Source organism: Rhodococcus sp. NBC_00294 (assembly GCF_036163995.1).
In the GTDB taxonomy this organism is placed as follows: Bacteria; Actinomycetota; Actinomycetes; order Mycobacteriales; family Mycobacteriaceae; genus Rhodococcoides.
Genome location: NZ_CP108043.1, coordinates 3,799,199 through 3,816,389 on the forward strand (window position 1 = coordinate 3,799,199; position 17,191 = coordinate 3,816,389).

General features: G+C 68.8%; 19 protein-coding genes. 10 read left to right on the forward strand and 9 right to left on the reverse strand.

Annotated elements, in window-relative coordinates; translation table 11 throughout:
* Window position 1 precedes the first annotated feature (1 nt).
* Complete coding sequence (locus OHB23_RS17660) at window positions 2–712, forward strand: AAA family ATPase (protein WP_328810034.1); 711 nt, start codon at window positions 2–4, stop codon at window positions 710–712.
* A gap of 5 nt (window positions 713–717) precedes the next feature.
* On the opposite strand, the gene OHB23_RS17665 is transcribed toward OHB23_RS17660, so the two are convergent.
* Together OHB23_RS17665 and OHB23_RS17670 are read right to left on the reverse strand one after the other, a co-directional pair.
* The gene (locus OHB23_RS17665) at window positions 718–1,749 is read right to left on the reverse strand and encodes a beta-ketoacyl-ACP synthase III (protein ID WP_328810035.1); all 1,032 of its coding nucleotides are present in this window, start codon (window positions 1,747–1,749) and stop codon (window positions 718–720) included.
* Between the two features lie 103 nt (window positions 1,750–1,852).
* The gene (locus OHB23_RS17670; protein WP_027503833.1) at window positions 1,853–2,479 is read right to left on the reverse strand and encodes a TetR/AcrR family transcriptional regulator; all 627 of its coding nucleotides are present in this window, start codon (window positions 2,477–2,479) and stop codon (window positions 1,853–1,855) included.
* Window positions 2,480–2,548: 69 nt separating this feature from the next.
* Between OHB23_RS17670 and OHB23_RS17675 the strand changes: the two genes are divergently transcribed.
* The 3 genes from OHB23_RS17675 to OHB23_RS17685 are packed head-to-tail and all read left to right on the forward strand — an operon-like array spanning window position 2,549 to window position 5,901.
* On the forward strand, window positions 2,549–4,132 hold the full coding sequence (locus OHB23_RS17675) for a flavin-containing monooxygenase (protein ID WP_328810036.1): 1,584 nt from the start codon (window positions 2,549–2,551) through the stop codon (window positions 4,130–4,132).
* Window positions 4,129–4,968, forward strand: a complete 840-nt coding sequence (locus OHB23_RS17680; RefSeq protein ID WP_328810037.1) for an SDR family NAD(P)-dependent oxidoreductase — start codon at window positions 4,129–4,131, stop codon at window positions 4,966–4,968. Before OHB23_RS17675 ends, OHB23_RS17680 begins: the two co-directional genes overlap by 4 nt.
* Window positions 4,969–4,989: 21 nt before the next feature.
* Window positions 4,990–5,901, forward strand: a complete 912-nt coding sequence (locus OHB23_RS17685) for an alpha/beta hydrolase (protein ID WP_328810038.1) — start codon at window positions 4,990–4,992, stop codon at window positions 5,899–5,901.
* Here the strand turns inward: OHB23_RS17685 and OHB23_RS17690 are convergent.
* Window positions 5,881–6,720 carry a glycine betaine ABC transporter substrate-binding protein gene (locus OHB23_RS17690; protein WP_328810039.1) on the reverse strand — a complete coding sequence of 280 codons (840 nt, stop codon included), beginning with the start codon at window positions 6,718–6,720 and terminating at the stop codon, window positions 5,881–5,883. The genes OHB23_RS17685 and OHB23_RS17690 overlap by 21 nt on opposite strands.
* A gap of 80 nt (window positions 6,721–6,800) precedes the next feature.
* Here OHB23_RS17690 and OHB23_RS17695 point away from each other — a divergent pair, with 80 nt between their 5' ends.
* Genes OHB23_RS17695 through OHB23_RS17710 form a run of 4 tightly spaced genes read left to right on the forward strand, consistent with a single transcriptional unit; the run spans window position 6,801 to window position 10,259 of the window.
* Window positions 6,801–7,772, forward strand: coding sequence for an ABC transporter substrate-binding protein (locus OHB23_RS17695; protein WP_027503838.1), 972 nt, complete (start codon window positions 6,801–6,803; stop codon window positions 7,770–7,772).
* On the forward strand, window positions 7,769–8,905 hold the full coding sequence (locus OHB23_RS17700) for an ABC transporter ATP-binding protein (protein WP_328810040.1): 1,137 nt from the start codon (window positions 7,769–7,771) through the stop codon (window positions 8,903–8,905). The genes OHB23_RS17695 and OHB23_RS17700 overlap by 4 nt, the downstream gene beginning before the upstream one ends.
* The gene (locus tag OHB23_RS17705) at window positions 8,905–9,582 is read left to right on the forward strand and encodes an ABC transporter permease (RefSeq protein ID WP_056442575.1); all 678 of its coding nucleotides are present in this window, start codon (window positions 8,905–8,907) and stop codon (window positions 9,580–9,582) included. Before OHB23_RS17700 ends, OHB23_RS17705 begins: the two co-directional genes overlap by 1 nt.
* On the forward strand, window positions 9,579–10,259 hold the full coding sequence (locus OHB23_RS17710; RefSeq protein WP_027503841.1) for an ABC transporter permease: 681 nt from the start codon (window positions 9,579–9,581) through the stop codon (window positions 10,257–10,259). Before OHB23_RS17705 ends, OHB23_RS17710 begins: the two co-directional genes overlap by 4 nt.
* Before the next feature lie 6 nt (window positions 10,260–10,265).
* On the opposite strand, the gene OHB23_RS17715 is transcribed toward OHB23_RS17710, so the two are convergent.
* The 4 genes from OHB23_RS17715 to OHB23_RS17730 form a co-directional block, all read right to left on the reverse strand.
* Window positions 10,266–11,498: an NAD(P)-dependent malic enzyme gene (locus OHB23_RS17715; protein ID WP_082544356.1), complete on the reverse strand. Its 1,233-nt coding sequence runs from the start codon at window positions 11,496–11,498 to the stop codon at window positions 10,266–10,268.
* Between the two features lie 243 nt (window positions 11,499–11,741).
* Window positions 11,742–11,999 carry a hypothetical protein gene (locus OHB23_RS17720; protein WP_027503843.1) on the reverse strand — a complete coding sequence of 86 codons (258 nt, stop codon included), beginning with the start codon at window positions 11,997–11,999 and terminating at the stop codon, window positions 11,742–11,744.
* Window positions 11,996–12,874, reverse strand: a complete 879-nt coding sequence (locus OHB23_RS17725) for a PHP domain-containing protein (RefSeq protein ID WP_222638153.1) — start codon at window positions 12,872–12,874, stop codon at window positions 11,996–11,998. The genes OHB23_RS17720 and OHB23_RS17725 overlap by 4 nt, the downstream gene beginning before the upstream one ends.
* 28 nt (window positions 12,875–12,902) lie before the next feature.
* The gene (locus OHB23_RS17730; protein ID WP_222627377.1) at window positions 12,903–13,517 is read right to left on the reverse strand and encodes a suppressor of fused domain protein; all 615 of its coding nucleotides are present in this window, start codon (window positions 13,515–13,517) and stop codon (window positions 12,903–12,905) included.
* Between the two features lie 60 nt (window positions 13,518–13,577).
* Between OHB23_RS17730 and OHB23_RS17735 the strand changes: the two genes are divergently transcribed.
* Both OHB23_RS17735 and OHB23_RS17740 read left to right on the forward strand, forming a co-directional pair.
* The gene (locus tag OHB23_RS17735) at window positions 13,578–14,288 is read left to right on the forward strand and encodes a metallophosphoesterase family protein (protein WP_328810041.1); all 711 of its coding nucleotides are present in this window, start codon (window positions 13,578–13,580) and stop codon (window positions 14,286–14,288) included.
* Window positions 14,278–15,126, forward strand: coding sequence for a hypothetical protein (locus OHB23_RS17740; RefSeq protein ID WP_027503847.1), 849 nt, complete (start codon window positions 14,278–14,280; stop codon window positions 15,124–15,126). Before OHB23_RS17735 ends, OHB23_RS17740 begins: the two co-directional genes overlap by 11 nt.
* A 67-nt stretch (window positions 15,127–15,193) precedes the next feature.
* Here the strand turns inward: OHB23_RS17740 and OHB23_RS17745 are convergent, their stop codons facing one another.
* Complete coding sequence (locus OHB23_RS17745; RefSeq protein WP_328810042.1) at window positions 15,194–16,354, reverse strand: ABC transporter ATP-binding protein; 1,161 nt, start codon at window positions 16,352–16,354, stop codon at window positions 15,194–15,196.
* A gap of 4 nt (window positions 16,355–16,358) precedes the next feature.
* Window positions 16,359–17,189, reverse strand: a complete 831-nt coding sequence (locus tag OHB23_RS17750; RefSeq protein ID WP_027503849.1) for a carbohydrate ABC transporter permease — start codon at window positions 17,187–17,189, stop codon at window positions 16,359–16,361.
* Window positions 17,190–17,191 lie beyond the last annotated feature (2 nt).

A 17,191-nucleotide genomic window follows, 5' to 3' on the forward strand; every position in this document is an offset into this window, starting at 1 on the left:
TGTGACGCTGCCACTGAGCCGGGTCGAGTTCACTCCACGGAGGGGATTCGACCCGGCTTCGTGGTATCTGCAGGTACCCGTGGTCGCCGAGATCGTGCGCACCGGGCTCGACTTCGACAGTCCCGTGACCGTGATCGTCGGGGAGAACGGAACCGGGAAGTCGACGCTGATGGAGGCGCTGGCCGCGTGCTGGGCCTTCGGTCTCGGTGCGGCCGACGCGATGTGGTCACCCGGCGGCGGGGCGCAGGACACCGACCTGCACAAGCACCTGACGTGCCACGGTGCCCGACCGCGGCCGCAGGGCGGGTGTTTCCTGCGCGCCGAGACGATGCACGGATTGTTCGAGTCCGCGGACGCACGGCGAGTCCGCGACACCGACGTCGTCTACAACGCGCTGTCCCACGGACAGTCGTTTCTGCGCTATGTCGCGGATCGCCCTGTCGCAGTGGGGCTCTGGTTGATGGACGAGCCCGAGGCGGCCCTATCGTTCCAGTCGTGTCTGGCGTTGATCTCGGTGATGAAGGAACTGGTCGAGGAGGGCTCACAGATCGTGATGGCGACGCACTCGCCGGTGCTCGCCGCCATGCCGGGTGCACGCCTGCTCGAACTCGGCGAGGACGGTCTGTCGTCCACGACGTGGGAGGAGGCGCAGGTCGTCCGGGACTGGTCGGCCTTCCTCGACGCCCCCGACCGGTTCCTGCGCCACCTCTGACACGCCTAGGCGGTCGGGGCCTCCGGCAACGTGACGACCTGGCCGGCGAACGACAGGCCGGCACCGAAACCGAGCAGCAGGGCGGTGTCGCCCTTCTTCGCCTTGCCGGTGCGCAGCACCTCCTCCACCGCGAGCGGGATCGAAGCGGCCGAGGTGTTGCCGGCCTCGGCGATGTCGTGTGCCACCGGGATGTCCTCGGCGAGCTCGAGGCTCTTCGCCAGCAGATCGGTGATGCGGGAGTTCGCCTGGTGCGGCACGAAGACGTCCAGCTCGGAGGCCTTGACGCCTGCCTTGTCGAGGGCCTCGCGCGCCACCTTGGCCATCTCGAACGCCGCCCAGCGGAAGACCGCGATACCGGTCATCGCGATCCACGGACGATCGGCGTTCGGATCCTCCTTCAGGTCCGCGAAGTACTGCAGCCAGTCCTTGTCCTGCTTGATGGCGTCGGCCTGCGAGCCGTCCGAACCCCAGACGACCGGTCCGATGCCGGGCTCCTCGGTGCGTCCGACGACCATGGCGCCGGCACCGTCGCCGAAGATCATGCGCGTGCCGCGATCGTCGGGTCGCGTCGTGACGCTCAGGTGCTCGGTGCCGATGACCAACACCTTGTCCGACGTGCCCGCGCGGACCATGTCCGAGGCGAGTGCGAGGCCGTAGCAGAAGCCCGCGCAGCCCGCGCCGAGGTCGAAGGCGCCGGGGCCACCGGTGCCGAGTGCGTCCGCGATGATCGACGCGGCGGGCGGTGTGAGCAACAGGTGAGTGGACGTCGCGATGATGACGCAGCCGATCTCGGCGGCATCCACGCCGGAGTTCTCGAGGGCGCGGCGTCCGGCCTCGATCGACATGGAGACCACGTTCTCGTTCTCCCCGGCGAAGCGGCGGGACTCGATGCCCGTACGGGTACGGATCCACTCGTCGCTCGAGTCGATGGTGTTGCAGATCTCCTCGTTGGTGACGACACGCTCGGGCCGGTAGGCCCCGATACCCAGGATTCCCGAGTGTCGCGTCTCGGTCGGGATACTGATCTGCGCGCCCATCGAAGGCCGTCCTCTCGTGCTGCCGACCGCCGCTCGTGCGCCGGTGTACGCCCTCACGTTACTGGTGCGGACCCGTCGATCGAAGGGGGTGTCGCTCGAGGTGTCATCCCGCGTCGGCACTCGCCCACGACAACTCGGTCGTGTCCGCCGTCGGCAGCGCCACGGCAGGCAGCGCGTGCACCAGCAGTTCGATCAGCTCGTCCCGGCTGAGGTCCTCCTGGTTCAGCCAGGTGATGGTGACCTCCTCGCAGAACGCCACCCAGCCGCGGATGGCCAGCGCGATCCGCGGGGTGCGCTCGACACCGAGCAGCGGGAGCTGCGACACCGTCCGTTCGACCATGACGTCGCGGGTGCGCTCGAAGACGGCCCGCATGTCGGGATCCCCGCTCGCGGTGCCGCGCAGCAGCGAGACGTAGCTGGAGCGGTGCTCGGTGACGTAGTCGACGTAGGACGCGAGTGCTACGGCGAGCGTCGTCAACGGGTCGAGCCCGACGGGCGGCTCGGTGGCGTCGAGCATCTGTCGGCTGGTGTGCTCGACGATCGCGACGTGGAAGTCGTGCTTGGACGAGAAATAGTGGAAGAGCAGCCCACGCGACACGCCCGCCTGGTCGGCGATGTCCTCGACCGAGATGGCGTCCAGCGTGCGCTCCGAGAGCATCTCGACCCCCAGGTCGATGAGCTGGGCCCGCCGCTGTTCCGGACTGAGCCGCGTTCGCTTCACGCTGTCCATGCGCTCCATACTACTGAACGTTCGTCAGTAACTGTTGACCTGCGCTCAATAAGGACCTAGTCTGGGTTCATGAGTCTTCCAGTTACAGATACCGACGCTGTCGCTGCACGCTACGTCGACACCATCATCATCGGCAGCGGTTTCGCAGGACTGGGCGCCGCGATCAAGCTGAGCCAGCAGGGAAGCACCGATTTCCTGGTCCTCGAGCGCGGCAGCGACGTCGGTGGCACGTGGCGCGACAACACCTACCCCGGTGCCGCCTGCGACGTGCCCTCGCACCTCTACTCGTACTCGTTCGCGCTGAATCCGGACTGGACCCGCTCGTTCTCCCGTCAGCCGGAGATTCAGAAGTACATCGAGAGCGTCGCGCGGCAGTACCGCGTGTACGACCGCCACGTCTTCGACTGCCACGTCGAGTCGGCCCGCTGGAACACCGCCACCTCGCAGTGGGACATCGTGACCACCCGGGGGAACTTCACGGCCAAGAAGGTCGTGTCCGCCGTCGGCGCCCTGTGCGAGCCGAACCTTCCGGACATCGCCGGCATCACCGATTTCCAGGGCGAGATCTTCCACTCGGCCCGCTGGAACCACGACGCGAGCCTCGAGGGCAAGCGCGTCGCCGTCATCGGTACCGGCGCCTCCGCGATCCAGATCGTCCCGGCCATCGCGCCGACGGTCGCCCATCTCGACGTCTACCAGCGCACCGCCCCGTGGGTCCTCCCGCGCTTCGACCGCGAGTACACCCGCATCGAGAAGCTGGCGTTCAAGTACCTCCCCGGCTACCAGCGTCTGTCACGCACCGGCATCTACGCCGCACGTGAGACCCAGGTCGTCGGCCTCACCCGCGTCCCCAAGCTCATGAAGGCGTTCGAGTTCATCGCGCGCCGACAGATCGCGAAGGGCATCCGCGACACCGAGCTGCGCCGCAAGGTGACGCCGAACTTCCGCATCGGCTGCAAGCGCATGCTGATCTCCAACAACTACTACCCGGCACTGGATCGACCGAACGTCGACCTGGTGACCGACGGTATCCGTGAGGTGCGGGCGCACTCCATCGTGACGGCCGACGGAACCGAGCGTGAGATCGACGCCCTGGTGGTCGCCACCGGATTCCACGTGACCGACTCCCCCACCTTCCAGGGCATCTTCGGCAAGGACGGCCGCTCGCTCGCCGAGGTCTTCGACGAGCGCGGACAGCAGGGATACAAGGGCGCCACGGTCGCGGGCTTCCCCAACCTGTTCTTCCTGGTCGGACCCAACACGGGCCTGGGGCACACCTCGATGGTGTTCATGATCGAGTCGCAGCTGAACTACGTGATCGACGCGCTCAACACGATCGACAAGCACGATCTCGGTGTCGTCGAGGTGCGCCGCGAGGTGCAGGACGAGTTCAACGCCGACCTGCAGACCAAGCTGAACAAGACGGTGTGGCTCAACGGCGGGTGCGCGAGCTGGTACCTCGACAAGCACGGCAACAACACGACGCTGTGGCCGGACTTCACCTTCGAGTTCCGCCGCATCACCCGCAACTTCGACCTCGAGGCATACGACTCCCTCGCGGCCGGCGACGTCACGAGGCCTGTGAGCGCCGTTGACGGCACCCCCACCCCTGCGACGACCGACAACGACGACGAGAAGGCGATCTCCCGATGAGCGAGTTCCATGGACGAGTGGCCGTGGTGACCGGAGCCGGATCGGGGATCGGCCGTGCGCTGGCTCTCGAACTGGCTTCGCGCGGAGCACGACTCGCGCTGTCCGACGTCGACTCGGTCGGCCTGGCCGCCACCGTGGCGGCCGTGGAGCAGCGCGGCGGAGAGGTCCGCAGCGACCACCTCGACGTCAGCGAACGCGGCAGCGTGCTCGACTACGCGGAGACCGTGCGTCGGCACTTCGGTGTGGTGAACCAGGTCTACAACAACGCCGGCATCGCCTTCCACGGCGACGTCGAGAAGACCGAGTTCAAGGATCTCGAGCGCGTGATCGACGTCGACTTCTGGGGCGTCGTCAACGGTACGAAGGCATTCCTCCCGCATCTCGTCGAGTCGGGAGACGGTCACGTGGTCAACGTGTCCAGCCTGTTCGGCCTCCTGTCGATCCCGTCCCAGTCCGCGTACAACGCAGCCAAGTTCGCCGTGCGCGGCTTCACCGAGGCGTTGCGCCAGGAGATGCTGATCGCCCGCCACCCGGTGCACGTCACATGTGTCCACCCGGGCGGCATCAAGACGGCGATCGCCCGCAACGCGACCGTCGCCGAGGGCCAGGACCAGAAGTCGGTGGCCGAGTTCTTCGACCGTCGCCTCGCGAAGACCACCCCGGAGCAGGCCGCCCTGGTGATCCTGCGCGGAGTGGAGAAGAACAAGGCCCGCGTGCTCATCGGCAACGACGCCCGCGCGCTCGACGCCCTCGCCCGCATCACGGGATCGCGGTACCAGGACATCATCGTCAGGCTGTCCTCGCGCGTCCTGCCGCGGACGACCACCCAGCGGTAGGGCTGACGGTAGGTTCGGGCGATGCGACCGATGACTCTGCCGTTGCCCGTGGTGTCCCGAGTTCTGAAGCCTGTGTTCCGGGTGATTCTGAACCCGCGCCTCCCGGTTCCGGTGCAGCGCACACTGCTCGAGGTCGCGGCCCGGTCGCTACCGCTGCCGGAGGGCACGGTGATCCGCAGCGAGACCGTGGGCGGTGTCCCGGTCGAACGGGTCACCGTCGGTGCCACCGTCCGCCGCACCGCCGTGCTGTATCTGCACGGCGGTGCGTACACGCTGGGGTCGCCGCTGACACACCGCGTCGTCACGTCGTCGCTCGCCCGCGACAGTGGCGCCGTCGTGGTGGCGGCGCACTATCGTCTGGCTCCGGAGCATCCCTGCCCGGCCGCGCTCGAGGACGCACTGGCCGTGTTCGACGGGCTGGTCGCCGACGGTGTCGCGGCCGATCACATTGCCGTGGTCGGCGATTCGGCCGGCGGCGGTCTGGCCGCGGCGACGACACAGGCGCTCGTCGACCGTGGCACACCACCGTCGTGCGTCGCGATGATCTCCCCGTGGGCCGATCCGGCGGACCAGGACTTCCCGGCACCGCGCGACTTCCTGCTCGACGCTCGCTGGTTGCGGAACTCGGCGCGGCAGTATCTGGGCGACGGCGACCCGACCGATCCGCGCTACGCCCCCGTGCGTGGCACGTTGACCGGCTTCCCCTCGACGTTGATCCAGTACTCCGCCGACGAGATCCTGCGGCCCCAGATCCTTCGCTTCGTCGACGCATTGACCGAGGCCGGTGTCTCCGTGCGGTGCACCGAACTCAAGGATCTGTGGCACGTCGCCCACCTGCAGGCCACCCTGCTGGCCGAGGCGGCGACAGCGGTCCGGGAGATCGGCGCCTTCGTCCGCGACGCGACCGCCCACTCAGAACGACTGCGTCCCTAGCCAACTCGCGGCGACCGCGCCCGGATCCTCACCGCCGCGGACACGGTCGACCATCTCCGCGAGATCCGCGGTGGTGAGTTCGCCGGCGATGATCTGCAGCGGACGGTCCAGCGTCTCGTCCACGGAGCCCTTGCGGACGAGGGGGACGAGGACGTCGGCGGTGAGGCCGTCTCGATCGTCGGCGAGCACCACGTCGGTCGCATCGACCACGGCGACCCGGTCCGTGGCCCGGACGATCGTCACCTCGGTGGGGCCGGCAGGGGCGAACGCACAGTCGTAACTCTCGGAGAGGGCCCGTGTCACCGCGGACGCATCGACGGCCGGGTCGACGGCGGCGGAGAAGCGGGAACACTGCGGAGACAGAGCCGACAGAGTGGCTTCGGGGAGAGCCGATCCCGCGGCCGCGGTGACGGACACCGTCGGCCCGTTCTCGGCGAGACCCTGGTCGGTGACCGCCAGCCACTCCGGCAGTGCACGCGCCAGATCGGCGTAGACGTCCTCGGGCGCCCGCGCGGCGGACGACGGATCCAGTTGCGCCAGAAACGATCCGGTGAAGCCGGGGACGAGCGCGACCGAGGCGTCGTCGAGGCCGGCGAGCGCGCCGGGGAGACCGTCGACCGTGTCCACCCGAGCGGCCGCTCCCCCGCGTGACAGCGCGTCGGCGTACAGGTGCGCCAGCACCGCCTGCACCGGAGTTCCGGTATCGGCGACCACCAGCGGCTGCGGGCGCGTCGTCCCCTCGGGGCCGCCGGTACTCGAACACCCGGCCACCATCGAGGCCGCGAGCAGCGCCACGACGGCCGACCTGCAGACCCGCATCGACCATCCTCTCGAACCCGGTACCGGCGTTCCGGCGCCGAAAGCGGGCCGGTGTCGGGGCCTATCGTTACACTCGAACAGTGAACACGACACGTCGCACCACCTCACGTTCCGTGCGCGTCGCCGCCACCGCTCTGGTGGCCGCTGCAGCACTCACCCTGTCCGCCTGCGGCGGCGACTCCGATCCACTGAGCAGCGGCGGTGAGGGTGGTAGCGGAGGCGATCCGAACACCATCGTCGTCGGTTCCGCGAACTTCACCGAGTCCGAGATCATCGCCAACATCTACGCCGACGCGTTGAAGGCCAACGGCTTCGACGCCAGCACACGCCTGTCCATCGGCAGCCGTGAGGCCTACATCCCGGCCGTGCGCGACGGCTCCATCGACCTCATCCCGGACTACACCGGAAACCTGTTGCTGTACTTGGACCCCGAGGCCACGGCCACGGCGCCCGACGAGGTGAACACCGCCCTCACGGCGGCACTGAGCGACGATCTCCTGGCATCCACGCCGGCCCCCGGCGAGGACAAGGACGCCGTCGTCGTCACGCGGGACACCGCGACGCGCTGGAACCTGACCAACATCGCCGATCTCGCGCCGTACGCGGGTGAGGTCAAGTTCGGTGGGCCGCCCGAGTTCGCCGAGCGTCCCGTCGGCCTGCCCGGCCTGCGCGACAAGTACGGCGTCGACATCCCGGCCGCCAACTTCGTCCCGATCTCCGACGGCGGCGGCCCCGCCACCGTGGCCGCCCTCGCTGCGGGGGACATCACCGCGGCGAACCTGTTCACCACCACGCCCGCGATCGTCGAGAACGACTTCGTGGCACTGGGCGACCCGGACAACAACTTCCCGGCGCAGAACGTGGTCCCGGTCTACAACTCGTCGAAGAAGTCGGACAAGCTCACCGCCGTCCTGGACGCCGTGTCGGCCAAGCTCACGACGGTCGAGTTGCTGGCGCTGAACCAGGAGGTGTCGGGCGACGCGAAGACCGAGCCCGCCGCCGCCGCGAACGCCTGGGTCGTCGAGCAGGGTCTGGACAAGCCGGTCTCGTGATCTCGTTCGAGGGAGTCACCAAGCAGTACCCGGACGGAACGCTCGCGGTCGACTCTCTCGATCTCCGGATCGAGGACCGGTCGTTCACCGTCTTCGTCGGCCCGTCGGGCTGCGGCAAGACGACCTCGATGCGGATGATCAACCGGATGATCGAGCCCACGTCGGGCACGATCAGCGTCGATGGTCGAGACATCTCGACCATCGACGCCGTCAAGCTTCGGCTGGGCATCGGTTACGTCATCCAGAGCGCCGGCCTGCTGCCTCACCGCACCGTCGTCGACAACGTCGCCACCGTTCCGGTGCTGACGGGTCGTTCACGCAAGGAGGCCCGTCGCGACGCGATGGAGGTCCTCGAGCGCGTCGGCCTCGATCTGTCGCTGGCCACCCGGTACCCCGCTCAGCTGTCGGGCGGCCAGCAGCAGCGCGTCGGGGTCGCGCGTGCCCTGGCGGCAGATCCTCCGATCCTGCTGATGGACGAGCCGTTCAGCGCCGTCGATCCGGTGGTGCGCGAAGACCTGCAGACCGAGATGCTCAGGCTGCAGGCCGATCTGAAGAAGACCATCGTCTTCGTCACGCACGACATCGACGAGGCCATCAAACTCGGCGATCGCATCGCCGTGTTCGGCACCGGCGGAACGTTGCAGCAGTACGACACCCCGGACGTGGTGCTGTCGGCTCCCGCGACCGACTTCGTCGCGTCCTTCGTCGGTCGGGACCGCGGCTACCGTGGACTGTCGTTCCGCCACGGTGACGGGGTGTCCCTGCATCCCATCACGACGGCGTCGGAACAGGACGCGGCGTCGATCCGTCTCGACCAGGGCCAGTGGCTTCTCGTCGTCTCCGCCGAGGGCCGTCCGCGAGGCTGGATGGACGTCACCGGCCTCGAGGCGCTCAAATCCGGCGCCAGCATCGCGGACAGCACCTCCGCGGGCGGTTCGCTGTACCCGCCGTCGGGCGATCTGCGACAGGCGCTGGACGCGGCCATCTCGTCGCCGTCCGGCGTCGGCGTGGCGGTCGACGCGAACGGCGCTGTCCTCGGCGGTATCGACGCCACCGAGGTGGTGGCGTTGCTGGCGGACCAGCGTCGAGCCGAGGACCGCGAGCGCGGCCGCCAGTACTTCGAGAAGCCCTGATGCGCTGGCTGATCGACAACATCGACATCGTCCTCGAGCTGACGCGGACCCACCTGTACCTGTCGCTGGTGCCGCTGCTCGTCGGACTGGTCGTCGCGGTGCCCGTGGGCGCGGCCGTGCGCACGGTGGGCTGGCTGCGGCGTCTGACCCTGGTGGTGGCGAGCGTCGCGTTCACGATCCCCTCGCTCGCACTGTTCGTCACCATCCCGCTCATCGCGGGACTGCGTGTCCTCGATCCGTTGAACGTGGTCATCGCGCTCACGGTGTACTCCACGGCGCTGCTCGTCCGCGCAGTGCCCGAGGCACTCGACTCGGTGTCCCCCGCCGTCGTCGACGCGGCCACCGCGGTCGGCTTCGGACGGTTCCGCCGCGCCGCGACCGTCGAACTGCCGCTGGCACTTCCCGTGCTCGTCGCGAACGTCCGCGTCGTCGCGGTCACCAACATCTCGATGGTGTCGGTCGGGTCGGTCATCGGCATCGGTGGTCTCGGACAGCTCTTCACCCAGGGTTACCAGCGCGACTACCCCGACCAGATCCTGGCGGGCATCATCGCGATCGTCGTGTTGGCCCTGGTCTTCGACGCGCTGCTGTTCCTGCTCGGGCGTGCGTTGACGCCGTGGACCCGCGCCGGTGCGCCCTCGACGCGCCGGCGACGAGTGACGGAGGCCCGCGCATGAGCATCTTCTCCGACGCGATCGGCTACATCCTCGACGGCGCCAACTGGTCCGGCGGCACCGGCATCGCGACGCGTCTCACCGAGCACGTCTGGTACAGCTTCCTCGCCGTGTTGTTCTCCGTCGTCGTGGCGGTTCCGCTGGGACTGCTGATCGGGCACCTGCGCCGCGGCGAGGTGGCCCTGGTCGGCCTGGTGAACAGTCTGCGCTCGCTACCGACGCTCGGCGTGCTGACGTTCCTCGTCCTGCTGCTCGGGCTGGGCCTGGTGCCACCACTGATCGCCCTCGTGCTCCTGGGCATTCCGCCCATCCTCGCCGGGACGTATGCGGGTGTGGCCAATGTCGACGCCACCGTCGTGGACGCGGCACGGGCGATGGGCATGACCGAACGCCAGGTGCTGCTGCGGGTGGAGATTCCCAACGCGCTGCCGCTGCTGCTCGGGGGCATCCGCAACGCCACCCTGCAGGTCATCGCCACCGCCACCGTCGCCGCCTTCGTCAACCTGGGCGGCTTCGGGCGGTACATCTTCGACGGTCTGGCGCTCTACAGCTACGACCGAGTGGTGGTCGGCGCGATCCTGGTGGCCGTGCTGGCTCTCGTGGCGGACGGCCTGCTGGCCCTCGCCGTGTGGGTCTCGGCGCCCGGGACGGGGCGGCTGCGCCGCGCGCCCCGTCTCTGAGACCTCTCAGGCGACGCCGTCCGCCTTCGCAGCCGCGGCCACTGCCGCCGCGACGGCCGGAGCGACCCGCGGGTCGAGTGGGCTGGGCACGATCATGTCGACGCTCAGATCGTCGCCGACCACGGACAGGATCGCGTCCGCGGCGGCCAGCTTCATGTTCTCGGTGATGCGCCGCGCGCCCGCATCGAGAGCACCGCGGAAGACACCGGGGAACGCCAGCACGTTGTTGATCTGGTTGGCGAAGTCGCTGCGTCCGGTGGCGACGATGCCGGCGTACTTCTTCGCGTCCTCCGGATGGATCTCCGGGTTCGGGTTGGACAGGGCGAAGACGATGCTGTCGTCTGCCATCGAGGCGATGAGCTCGTGCCCGATCTGTCCCGCGGAGACCCCGAGGAACACGTCCGCATCGGTCAGGGCGTCGGCAGCCGTCCCGGAGAGGCCGCGCGGGTTGGTACGCGAGGCGAGGTCGACCTTCACGGGATTGAGGTCGGCGCGATCCGCACCGACGATGCCCTTCGAGTCGAGCACCACAACGTCCGAGATGCCCGCGGCGAGCAGGATGTTCGCGCACGCGACGCCCGCGGCTCCCGCACCGGAGATGACGACACGCAGACCCGCGAGCTCGCGCTTCTGCACTGCCACAGCGCCTTTCAGCGCAGCCAGGACGACAATGGCCGTACCGTGCTGGTCGTCGTGCATGACCGGGCAGTCGAGTGCCTCGACGACGCGCTTCTCGATCTCGAAGCACCGGGGTGCCGAGATGTCCTCGAGGTTCACGGCTCCGAAGCTGGGCCGCAGGCGGATCAGCGTCTCGACGATCTCGTCGACGTCGTTGGTGTCGAGCACGAGCGGGATCGAGTTGAGGCCGGCGAACTTCTTGAACAGTGCCGCCTTGCCCTCCATGACGGGCAGCGAGGCGCGCGGGCCGATGTCGCCCAGACCCAGTACCGCGGAGCCGTCGCTGACCACCACCACGAGTCGCTCGGTCCAGGTGTACTTGTTCACCAGCTCCTGATCGGCGGCGATCGCACTGCTCACCTTGGCCACCCCGGGGGTGTACGCGATGGAGAGGTCGCGCTTGGTCTCGAGCGGCGCGGTGAGCTCGACGGACAGCTTGCCGCCCACGTGGCTGAGGAAGATCTCGTCGTCCGTGATGGTCGTGAGGTCGTCGCGGGCAGGCCGGAGGCCGGTCGTGTGTTCGGTCGGATCTGTTGCGGCGGTCACTGGGCGCTCCTTCATCGTCCGCACGGAGGGTGCGGATCACAGGCGTGAGGGGAAGTCGAGATGCGCGCCCGGGGGATGAGAACCGAGGGCAGGCGACATCTCGATGCGTGCGCGGCGGGTGAGCCGACTTCGCGCGCCACCGACGAGCGGTGACCGGGGTCGATCACCACGGGGTGGCGGTGATCGCGAGTGGAGCCAGTGTGCCACCGCCGGTTCCTCGGGAGCAAACAGGTGCCGGTCAGCCTCACCCTTGTCTCGTCAGCCCCACCATTGCGTCCACAGCAGGGCTCCCGCGACCACCAGCACGCCCAGTGAGCCGAGGAACGACACCCCACGCGAGCGATGGTCGGCGATCCGCTGGAGCAGGAGCGCCGCGACGACGGCGGCGACGTGCCACGCGATGGACGCGGTGCCGGGGCCGGGGAATCCCCGATCACCGCCGACGACGGCGGCGGCGATGACGAGCGCCGTGAGGACGACGAGACCCGCGGTGATCGATCCGCTGAGCGCCTTCACCGGCGGCCTCCGGGTACGACGAGCGGCACGCCCGTCGCCCGGCTCACCAACGCGTCGAACTGGTCCTCGGCGGTGGTGCGGGCCGCGATCGGCGTCGTCTTGTTGGTGCCGTGGTAGTCGGAGGATCCGGTCACGACGAGATCGTGCTCGCGCGCGATGTCGCGCAGGGCGTCCGCGTCCTCGGGGCTGTGGTCGGGGTGATCGACCTCGAGTCCGCCGAGTCGCCCACCGGCGGCGAGCTCGAGAATGTGGTCGGTGTGCAGGAGCCGACCTCGCGTGCGCGCGCGGGCGTGGGCGATGACGGGCACTCCCCCGGCGTCGGCGATCAACTCGACGGCGAGGTCGAGTGGGGTGTCCGCCTTCTCGACGTAGTACGTCCCACCGGTCCGCAGCAGGTCGGTGAACGCGTCGTTCACGGTCTCGACGACTCCGGCCGCGACGAGTGCACGGGCGAGGTGCGGGCGGCCCGCCGACGGACCTGCCGCGGCGAGGATGGTGTCGGCGTCGACGTCGTAGCCGTCGGCCGCCATACGGTCGATCATGCTGCGCAGACGCACTTCCCGCTCCCCACGTAACCGGCTGCGCTCCTCGGCGAAGGCGACGTGCCCGGGGTCGAAGAGGTACGCGAGCAGATGCACCGTCACCGGGTCACCGTCGGCTCCGCGGCCCTGGCACGACATTTCCATGCCACGGACGAGGGTGGGCGCACCGGCCGTCGCGGTCACCGCGGCCACGGCCTCGTCCCAGCCGTGGGTGGTGTCGTGGTCGGTCAACGCGATCACGTCGAGGCCCGCGGCGGTCGCCGTGGCGATCAGCTCGGTGGGCGTCTCGGTTCCGTCCGACGACGTGGAATGGGTGTGGAGATCGATCAGCACGCGCCCAGTCTGTCAGGTGCGCGAGCGCTCAGGTGGGCGGGCGCAGCGACGCCGCCGAGCGCCGCGGGTCGGCGATGTCGATGCCCGCCTCGGTCCACGCGTCGCGCAACGCATCGGCTCCGCGCAGGCGCACCCACGCGGCCTCGGTGCCGGTGATCGGGACTGCCCGCAGGAACCGCACCGGATCGTACGGTTCGGGCAGCTCGAGGTCGGCCACCCCGGACTCGGCCGTCAGCAGCACCGCCGTGAACGGAGCGCCGGGCCAGAGAGGCTCGCCGGCGTCCAGCAGGGCGTCGGGCACCAGCACGATGCCCTCCACCGCGGGCGACGCGGCGAAGACGGCGAGCGTGCGCCAGACCTCGGCGACGGACTCGTCGACTCCGCGCAGGGCCAGGATCAGCTCGGCGCGCGGGCCTCGCTGCGAGTCGGTGACCATGTCGGACGGGTCGGCCATCGGATGCCGCGAGCACCCGAGAGTGGTGAACCGCACGACTCCCTCGACGTCGGCAGCGAACAGCAACACCTCCAGCGGCTCGAGGCCCAGGAAGGTCACGGACGCGCTGGACGGGTCGTCCTGACCGAGCACCGTCTGCAGATGGGTTCGCACCTGCGCTGTCACGTCGCTCCCACTCACACCGTCCATCCAACCCCACGACGTCCGTACCGGCTCCGACGGGACCGGCGTGCCGGTACGGTCCTGCGTGTGGTGACTGTGCTGACCGTGTCCGACGAGGTGGTCGAAGGCCTGTGGAACGCCCGCACACTCCCGTTCGACGTCGACCTGGTCCTCGGTGCGGGCGACCTGCCGTTCGAGTACCTCGAGCACCTCGCCGAGGCCGCCGACGCCCCGTGCGTCTTCGTCCCCGGCAACCACGACGCCGACCTCACCGGGTACTCGGCCGGTCGAGCCGGCTGGATGCGTGCCGGGCTGCCGTCGAGCTGGCCCGGTCCGGACGGCGCCGTCAACGCCGATCGACGGATCGTCAGCGCCGCCGGTCTGCGGATCGCGGGGCTGGGCGGGTCCATCCGCTACCGCGACGGACCCAACCAGTGGACGGAACGGCAGCAGAAGCGGCGCGCCGGCTCCCTGCTACGGACCCACACCTGGCACCCGCTGCTGCGACGCGGAGCCGACGCACACGGGGTCGACGTCCTGCTGACCCACAGCCCACCGTTCGGTGTCGGCGACGCCGAGGACGCACCACACCGCGGTTTCCGGTGTCTCGATCCGCTCACCGAACGGTTGCGGCCTCAGCTCCTCGTCCACGGACACATCCACCCGCACGGCACGAGGCCGGCCGACCGACAGCTGCACGGAGCCACGGTGATCAACACCGTCGGCTACGCCCTGATCGACATCACCCCGGGCGGCGACACCGCGCCCATCATCGAGAGGCGACGTCATGGCTCGTGACACCGGATTCCCCGCTGCCGACGCGCAGAACGACTTCTCCCGCCAGCGCCGGCGCGCGGACGTGGCGCGGTTGGTCGGCTGGCTGCGCCGTCAACCGGACGACATCAACACGATCCTGCCGTTCGACGAGGTGGTCGCCGCCCTGGGCAAGGTGCGGGAGCGCCGCGTCGGACTCGAGGTCATCCGGGTCGACTCGATCGTGGGCAGCGTGGATCGCACCCGCGACTTCGACCGGTACTTCCGCCCGACGTCGACGCGGACACGCGAACGCTGGCAGCGCCTCGCCACCGCCTGGCGCCGCGGCGAACCGATGCCGCCCATCGAGGTGTATCGCGTCGGCGGCATGCACTTCGTCATCGACGGGCACCATCGCGTGTCCATCGCCTGCGCGATGCACAGTCTCACCATCGAGGCCTACGTCACCGAGATCATCACCCGCATCTCCCCCGACGGCATCTCCACGAGGGGCGATCTCCTCGTGAAGGATCACCGGCGCATCTTCCTCAGCCGTGTCCCCCTCACCGGGAAGTCGCGCGAGGCGATCGAGTTCACGGATCCGTGGCAGTACGCCGAACTCTCGGATGCGGTGGAGGCCTGGGGTTTCCGGCTGATGCAGGAGCTCGGCGAGTTCGTCGACCGGCGCACCGTCGCCCGCCGCTGGTTCGGTGAGGAGTTCCTGCCGGTCGTCCGGATGGTGCGGTCCGTCGGGGGCATGTTGACCCGCCACACCGACGCCGAGGCCTACATGTGGGTGGCGCGCGAGCGTTACCGCCTGGTGCGCAGTCACATCTGGAACGACGAGATCATCGCGCAGCTCAAGGAGGCCGCCCCGAACTGAGACGGGCGCCGACCGAGACGGCGACGGCCCCCACCGTGCGGTGGGGGCCGTCGTCGCGTTCGAGCGGTCAGAGCGTCAGGTTGGCACCCGACTCGACGTCGAACACCGACACGCGCTTCTGGTCGAACCACAGCTCGATGGACTCACCCATGCGAGCGGCGGACTCGGCCGAGAGTCGAGCGACCAACTGGCCGCCGTCCGTGCCGGAGTCCGCGGCCAGCTCGTCGAGTTCGCGCGAGGTGACCTTGGGGCCCTCGGCGGAGAAGTAGATGTACTTGTCCGACCCCATCGACTCCAGCACCTCGACTCGCGCCGAGAACGTGCTGCCGTTGATCTTCTGGTACGACTCGACGAGCGAGGCGTCCTCGAGATGCTCGGGGCGGATGCCGACGACGACGTCCCCCTTCGCGTTCTTCGAGGCGATCTTCTGCCGCGCCTCGTCGCTCAACCGGATCTCGCCGAGCGAGGTGGTGACCCCGCCGTCCGTCAGACGACCCGACACGAAATTCATGGACGGCGACCCGATGAAGCCCGCCACGAACAGGTTTCGAGGGTGATCGTAGAGCTCCTGCGGCGAGCCGATCTGCTGCACCAGTCCGCCGCGGAGCACGACGACGCGGTCGCCGAGCGTCATGGCCTCGGTCTGGTCGTGCGTCACGTACACCGTGGTGGTCTCGAGACGCTTCTGCAGCTGGGCGATCTCGGTCCGCATCTGCACGCGCAGCTTGGCGTCGAGGTTCGACAGCGGCTCGTCCATGAGGAACGCCTTGGGGCTGCGGACGATCGCGCGTCCCATCGCGACGCGCTGACGCTGACCACCGGAGAGGTTGGACGGCTTGCGGTCGAGGTGCTGGCCCAGGTCGAGGATGCGGGCGGCGTCGTCGACCTTCTTCGCGATGTCCTCCTTGCTCATCTTGGCGAGTGTGAGGGGGAAGGCGATGTTGTCGCGCACCGTCATGTGGGGGTAGAGCGCGTACGACTGGAACACCATCGCGATGTCGCGATCCTTCGGTGCCCGCTCGTTCACGCGCTCACCGGCGATGCGCAGCTCGCCGCTCGAGATGTCCTCGAGGCCGGCGATCATGTTGAGCGTGGTGGACTTTCCGCAGCCGGAGGGTCCGACCAGGATGATGAACTCGCCGTCGGCGATGGTGATGTCGACGTCGCTCACCGCCGCGGCACCGTCCGGGTACAGCTTGGTCACTTTGTCGAGAACGATTTCGGCCATGGACTTATCCCTTCACTGCGCCGGACGTCAGGCCCGCCACGATACGACGTTGGAAGAACAGGACGAAGATGATGATCGGGATGGTGATGACCACGGCCGCAGCCGCGATCGAGCCCGTCGGTTCCTCGAACTGCGAACTACCGGTGAACTGTGAGATCGCTGCCGGCACCGTGACCGAACGCTCGGTGGCCGTCAACGAGATGGCGAGCAGCAGGTCGTTCCACGCGAAGATGAAGACGAGGATCGCCGCGGTGACGATGCCCGGTGCCGCGAGCGGTGCGATGACCTTGCGGAACGCCTGTCCCGGGGTGGCACCGTCCATCTTGGCGGCCTTCTCCAGCTCCCAGGGGATCTCACGGAAGAACGCCGACAGCGTGTAGATGGCGAGCGGGAGCGCGAACGTGATGTACGGGATGATCAGGCCCGGCCAGGTGTCGAACAGGCCCAGCGCACGCTCGATGTCGAACAGCGGTGTGACGAGCGAGATCTGGGGGAACATCGCGATGAGCAGCGCGGCGCCGACGAGGAGCTTCTTGCCGGGGAAGTCGAGACGAGCGACGGCGTAGGCCGCCATCGTGCCGATGACCACCGCGATGAGCGTGGTGATGAGACCGATGCCGATGGAGTTGATCAGTGCGCTGGTGAACTGGGACGTCTGGAAGATGCCCTTGTAGTTGTCCAACGTCCACGTCGTCGGGATGAACTTGCCGTCGGCGATGTTCGCCACCGGCTTGAACGACAGGCTGATGATCCACACGAGCGGGATCAACGCGTACAGCAGGACGAGAAGGTTGACGATCGACCAGCCGGCCTTCGTCTTCGTGGTGGCTGCCATGG

What these genes read in the sequence shown, in the direction of transcription:
- OHB23_RS17710 (WP_027503841.1), top strand. Translation starts at nt 9,579, where the DNA reads ATGAGCATCTTCTCCGACGCGATCGGCTACATCCTCGACGGCGCCAAC.
- OHB23_RS17715 (WP_082544356.1), bottom strand. Translation starts at nt 11,498, where the DNA reads ATGAAGGAGCGCCCAGTGACCGCCGCAACAGATCCGACCGAACACACG.
- OHB23_RS17740 (WP_027503847.1), top strand. Translation starts at nt 14,278, where the DNA reads ATGGCTCGTGACACCGGATTCCCCGCTGCCGACGCGCAGAACGACTTC.
- OHB23_RS17675 (WP_328810036.1), top strand. Translation starts at nt 2,549, where the DNA reads ATGAGTCTTCCAGTTACAGATACCGACGCTGTCGCTGCACGCTACGTC.
- OHB23_RS17685 (WP_328810038.1), top strand. Translation starts at nt 4,990, where the DNA reads ATGCGACCGATGACTCTGCCGTTGCCCGTGGTGTCCCGAGTTCTGAAG.
- OHB23_RS17730 (WP_222627377.1), bottom strand. Translation starts at nt 13,517, where the DNA reads ATGGACGGTGTGAGTGGGAGCGACGTGACAGCGCAGGTGCGAACCCAT.
- OHB23_RS17745 (WP_328810042.1), bottom strand. Translation starts at nt 16,354, where the DNA reads ATGGCCGAAATCGTTCTCGACAAAGTGACCAAGCTGTACCCGGACGGT.
- OHB23_RS17665 (WP_328810035.1), bottom strand. Translation starts at nt 1,749, where the DNA reads ATGGGCGCGCAGATCAGTATCCCGACCGAGACGCGACACTCGGGAATC.
- OHB23_RS17680 (WP_328810037.1), top strand. Translation starts at nt 4,129, where the DNA reads ATGAGCGAGTTCCATGGACGAGTGGCCGTGGTGACCGGAGCCGGATCG.
- OHB23_RS17670 (WP_027503833.1), bottom strand. Translation starts at nt 2,479, where the DNA reads ATGGACAGCGTGAAGCGAACGCGGCTCAGTCCGGAACAGCGGCGGGCC.
- OHB23_RS17750 (WP_027503849.1), bottom strand. Translation starts at nt 17,189, where the DNA reads ATGGCAGCCACCACGAAGACGAAGGCCGGCTGGTCGATCGTCAACCTT.
- OHB23_RS17705 (WP_056442575.1), top strand. Translation starts at nt 8,905, where the DNA reads ATGCGCTGGCTGATCGACAACATCGACATCGTCCTCGAGCTGACGCGG.
- OHB23_RS17690 (WP_328810039.1), bottom strand. Translation starts at nt 6,720, where the DNA reads ATGCGGGTCTGCAGGTCGGCCGTCGTGGCGCTGCTCGCGGCCTCGATG.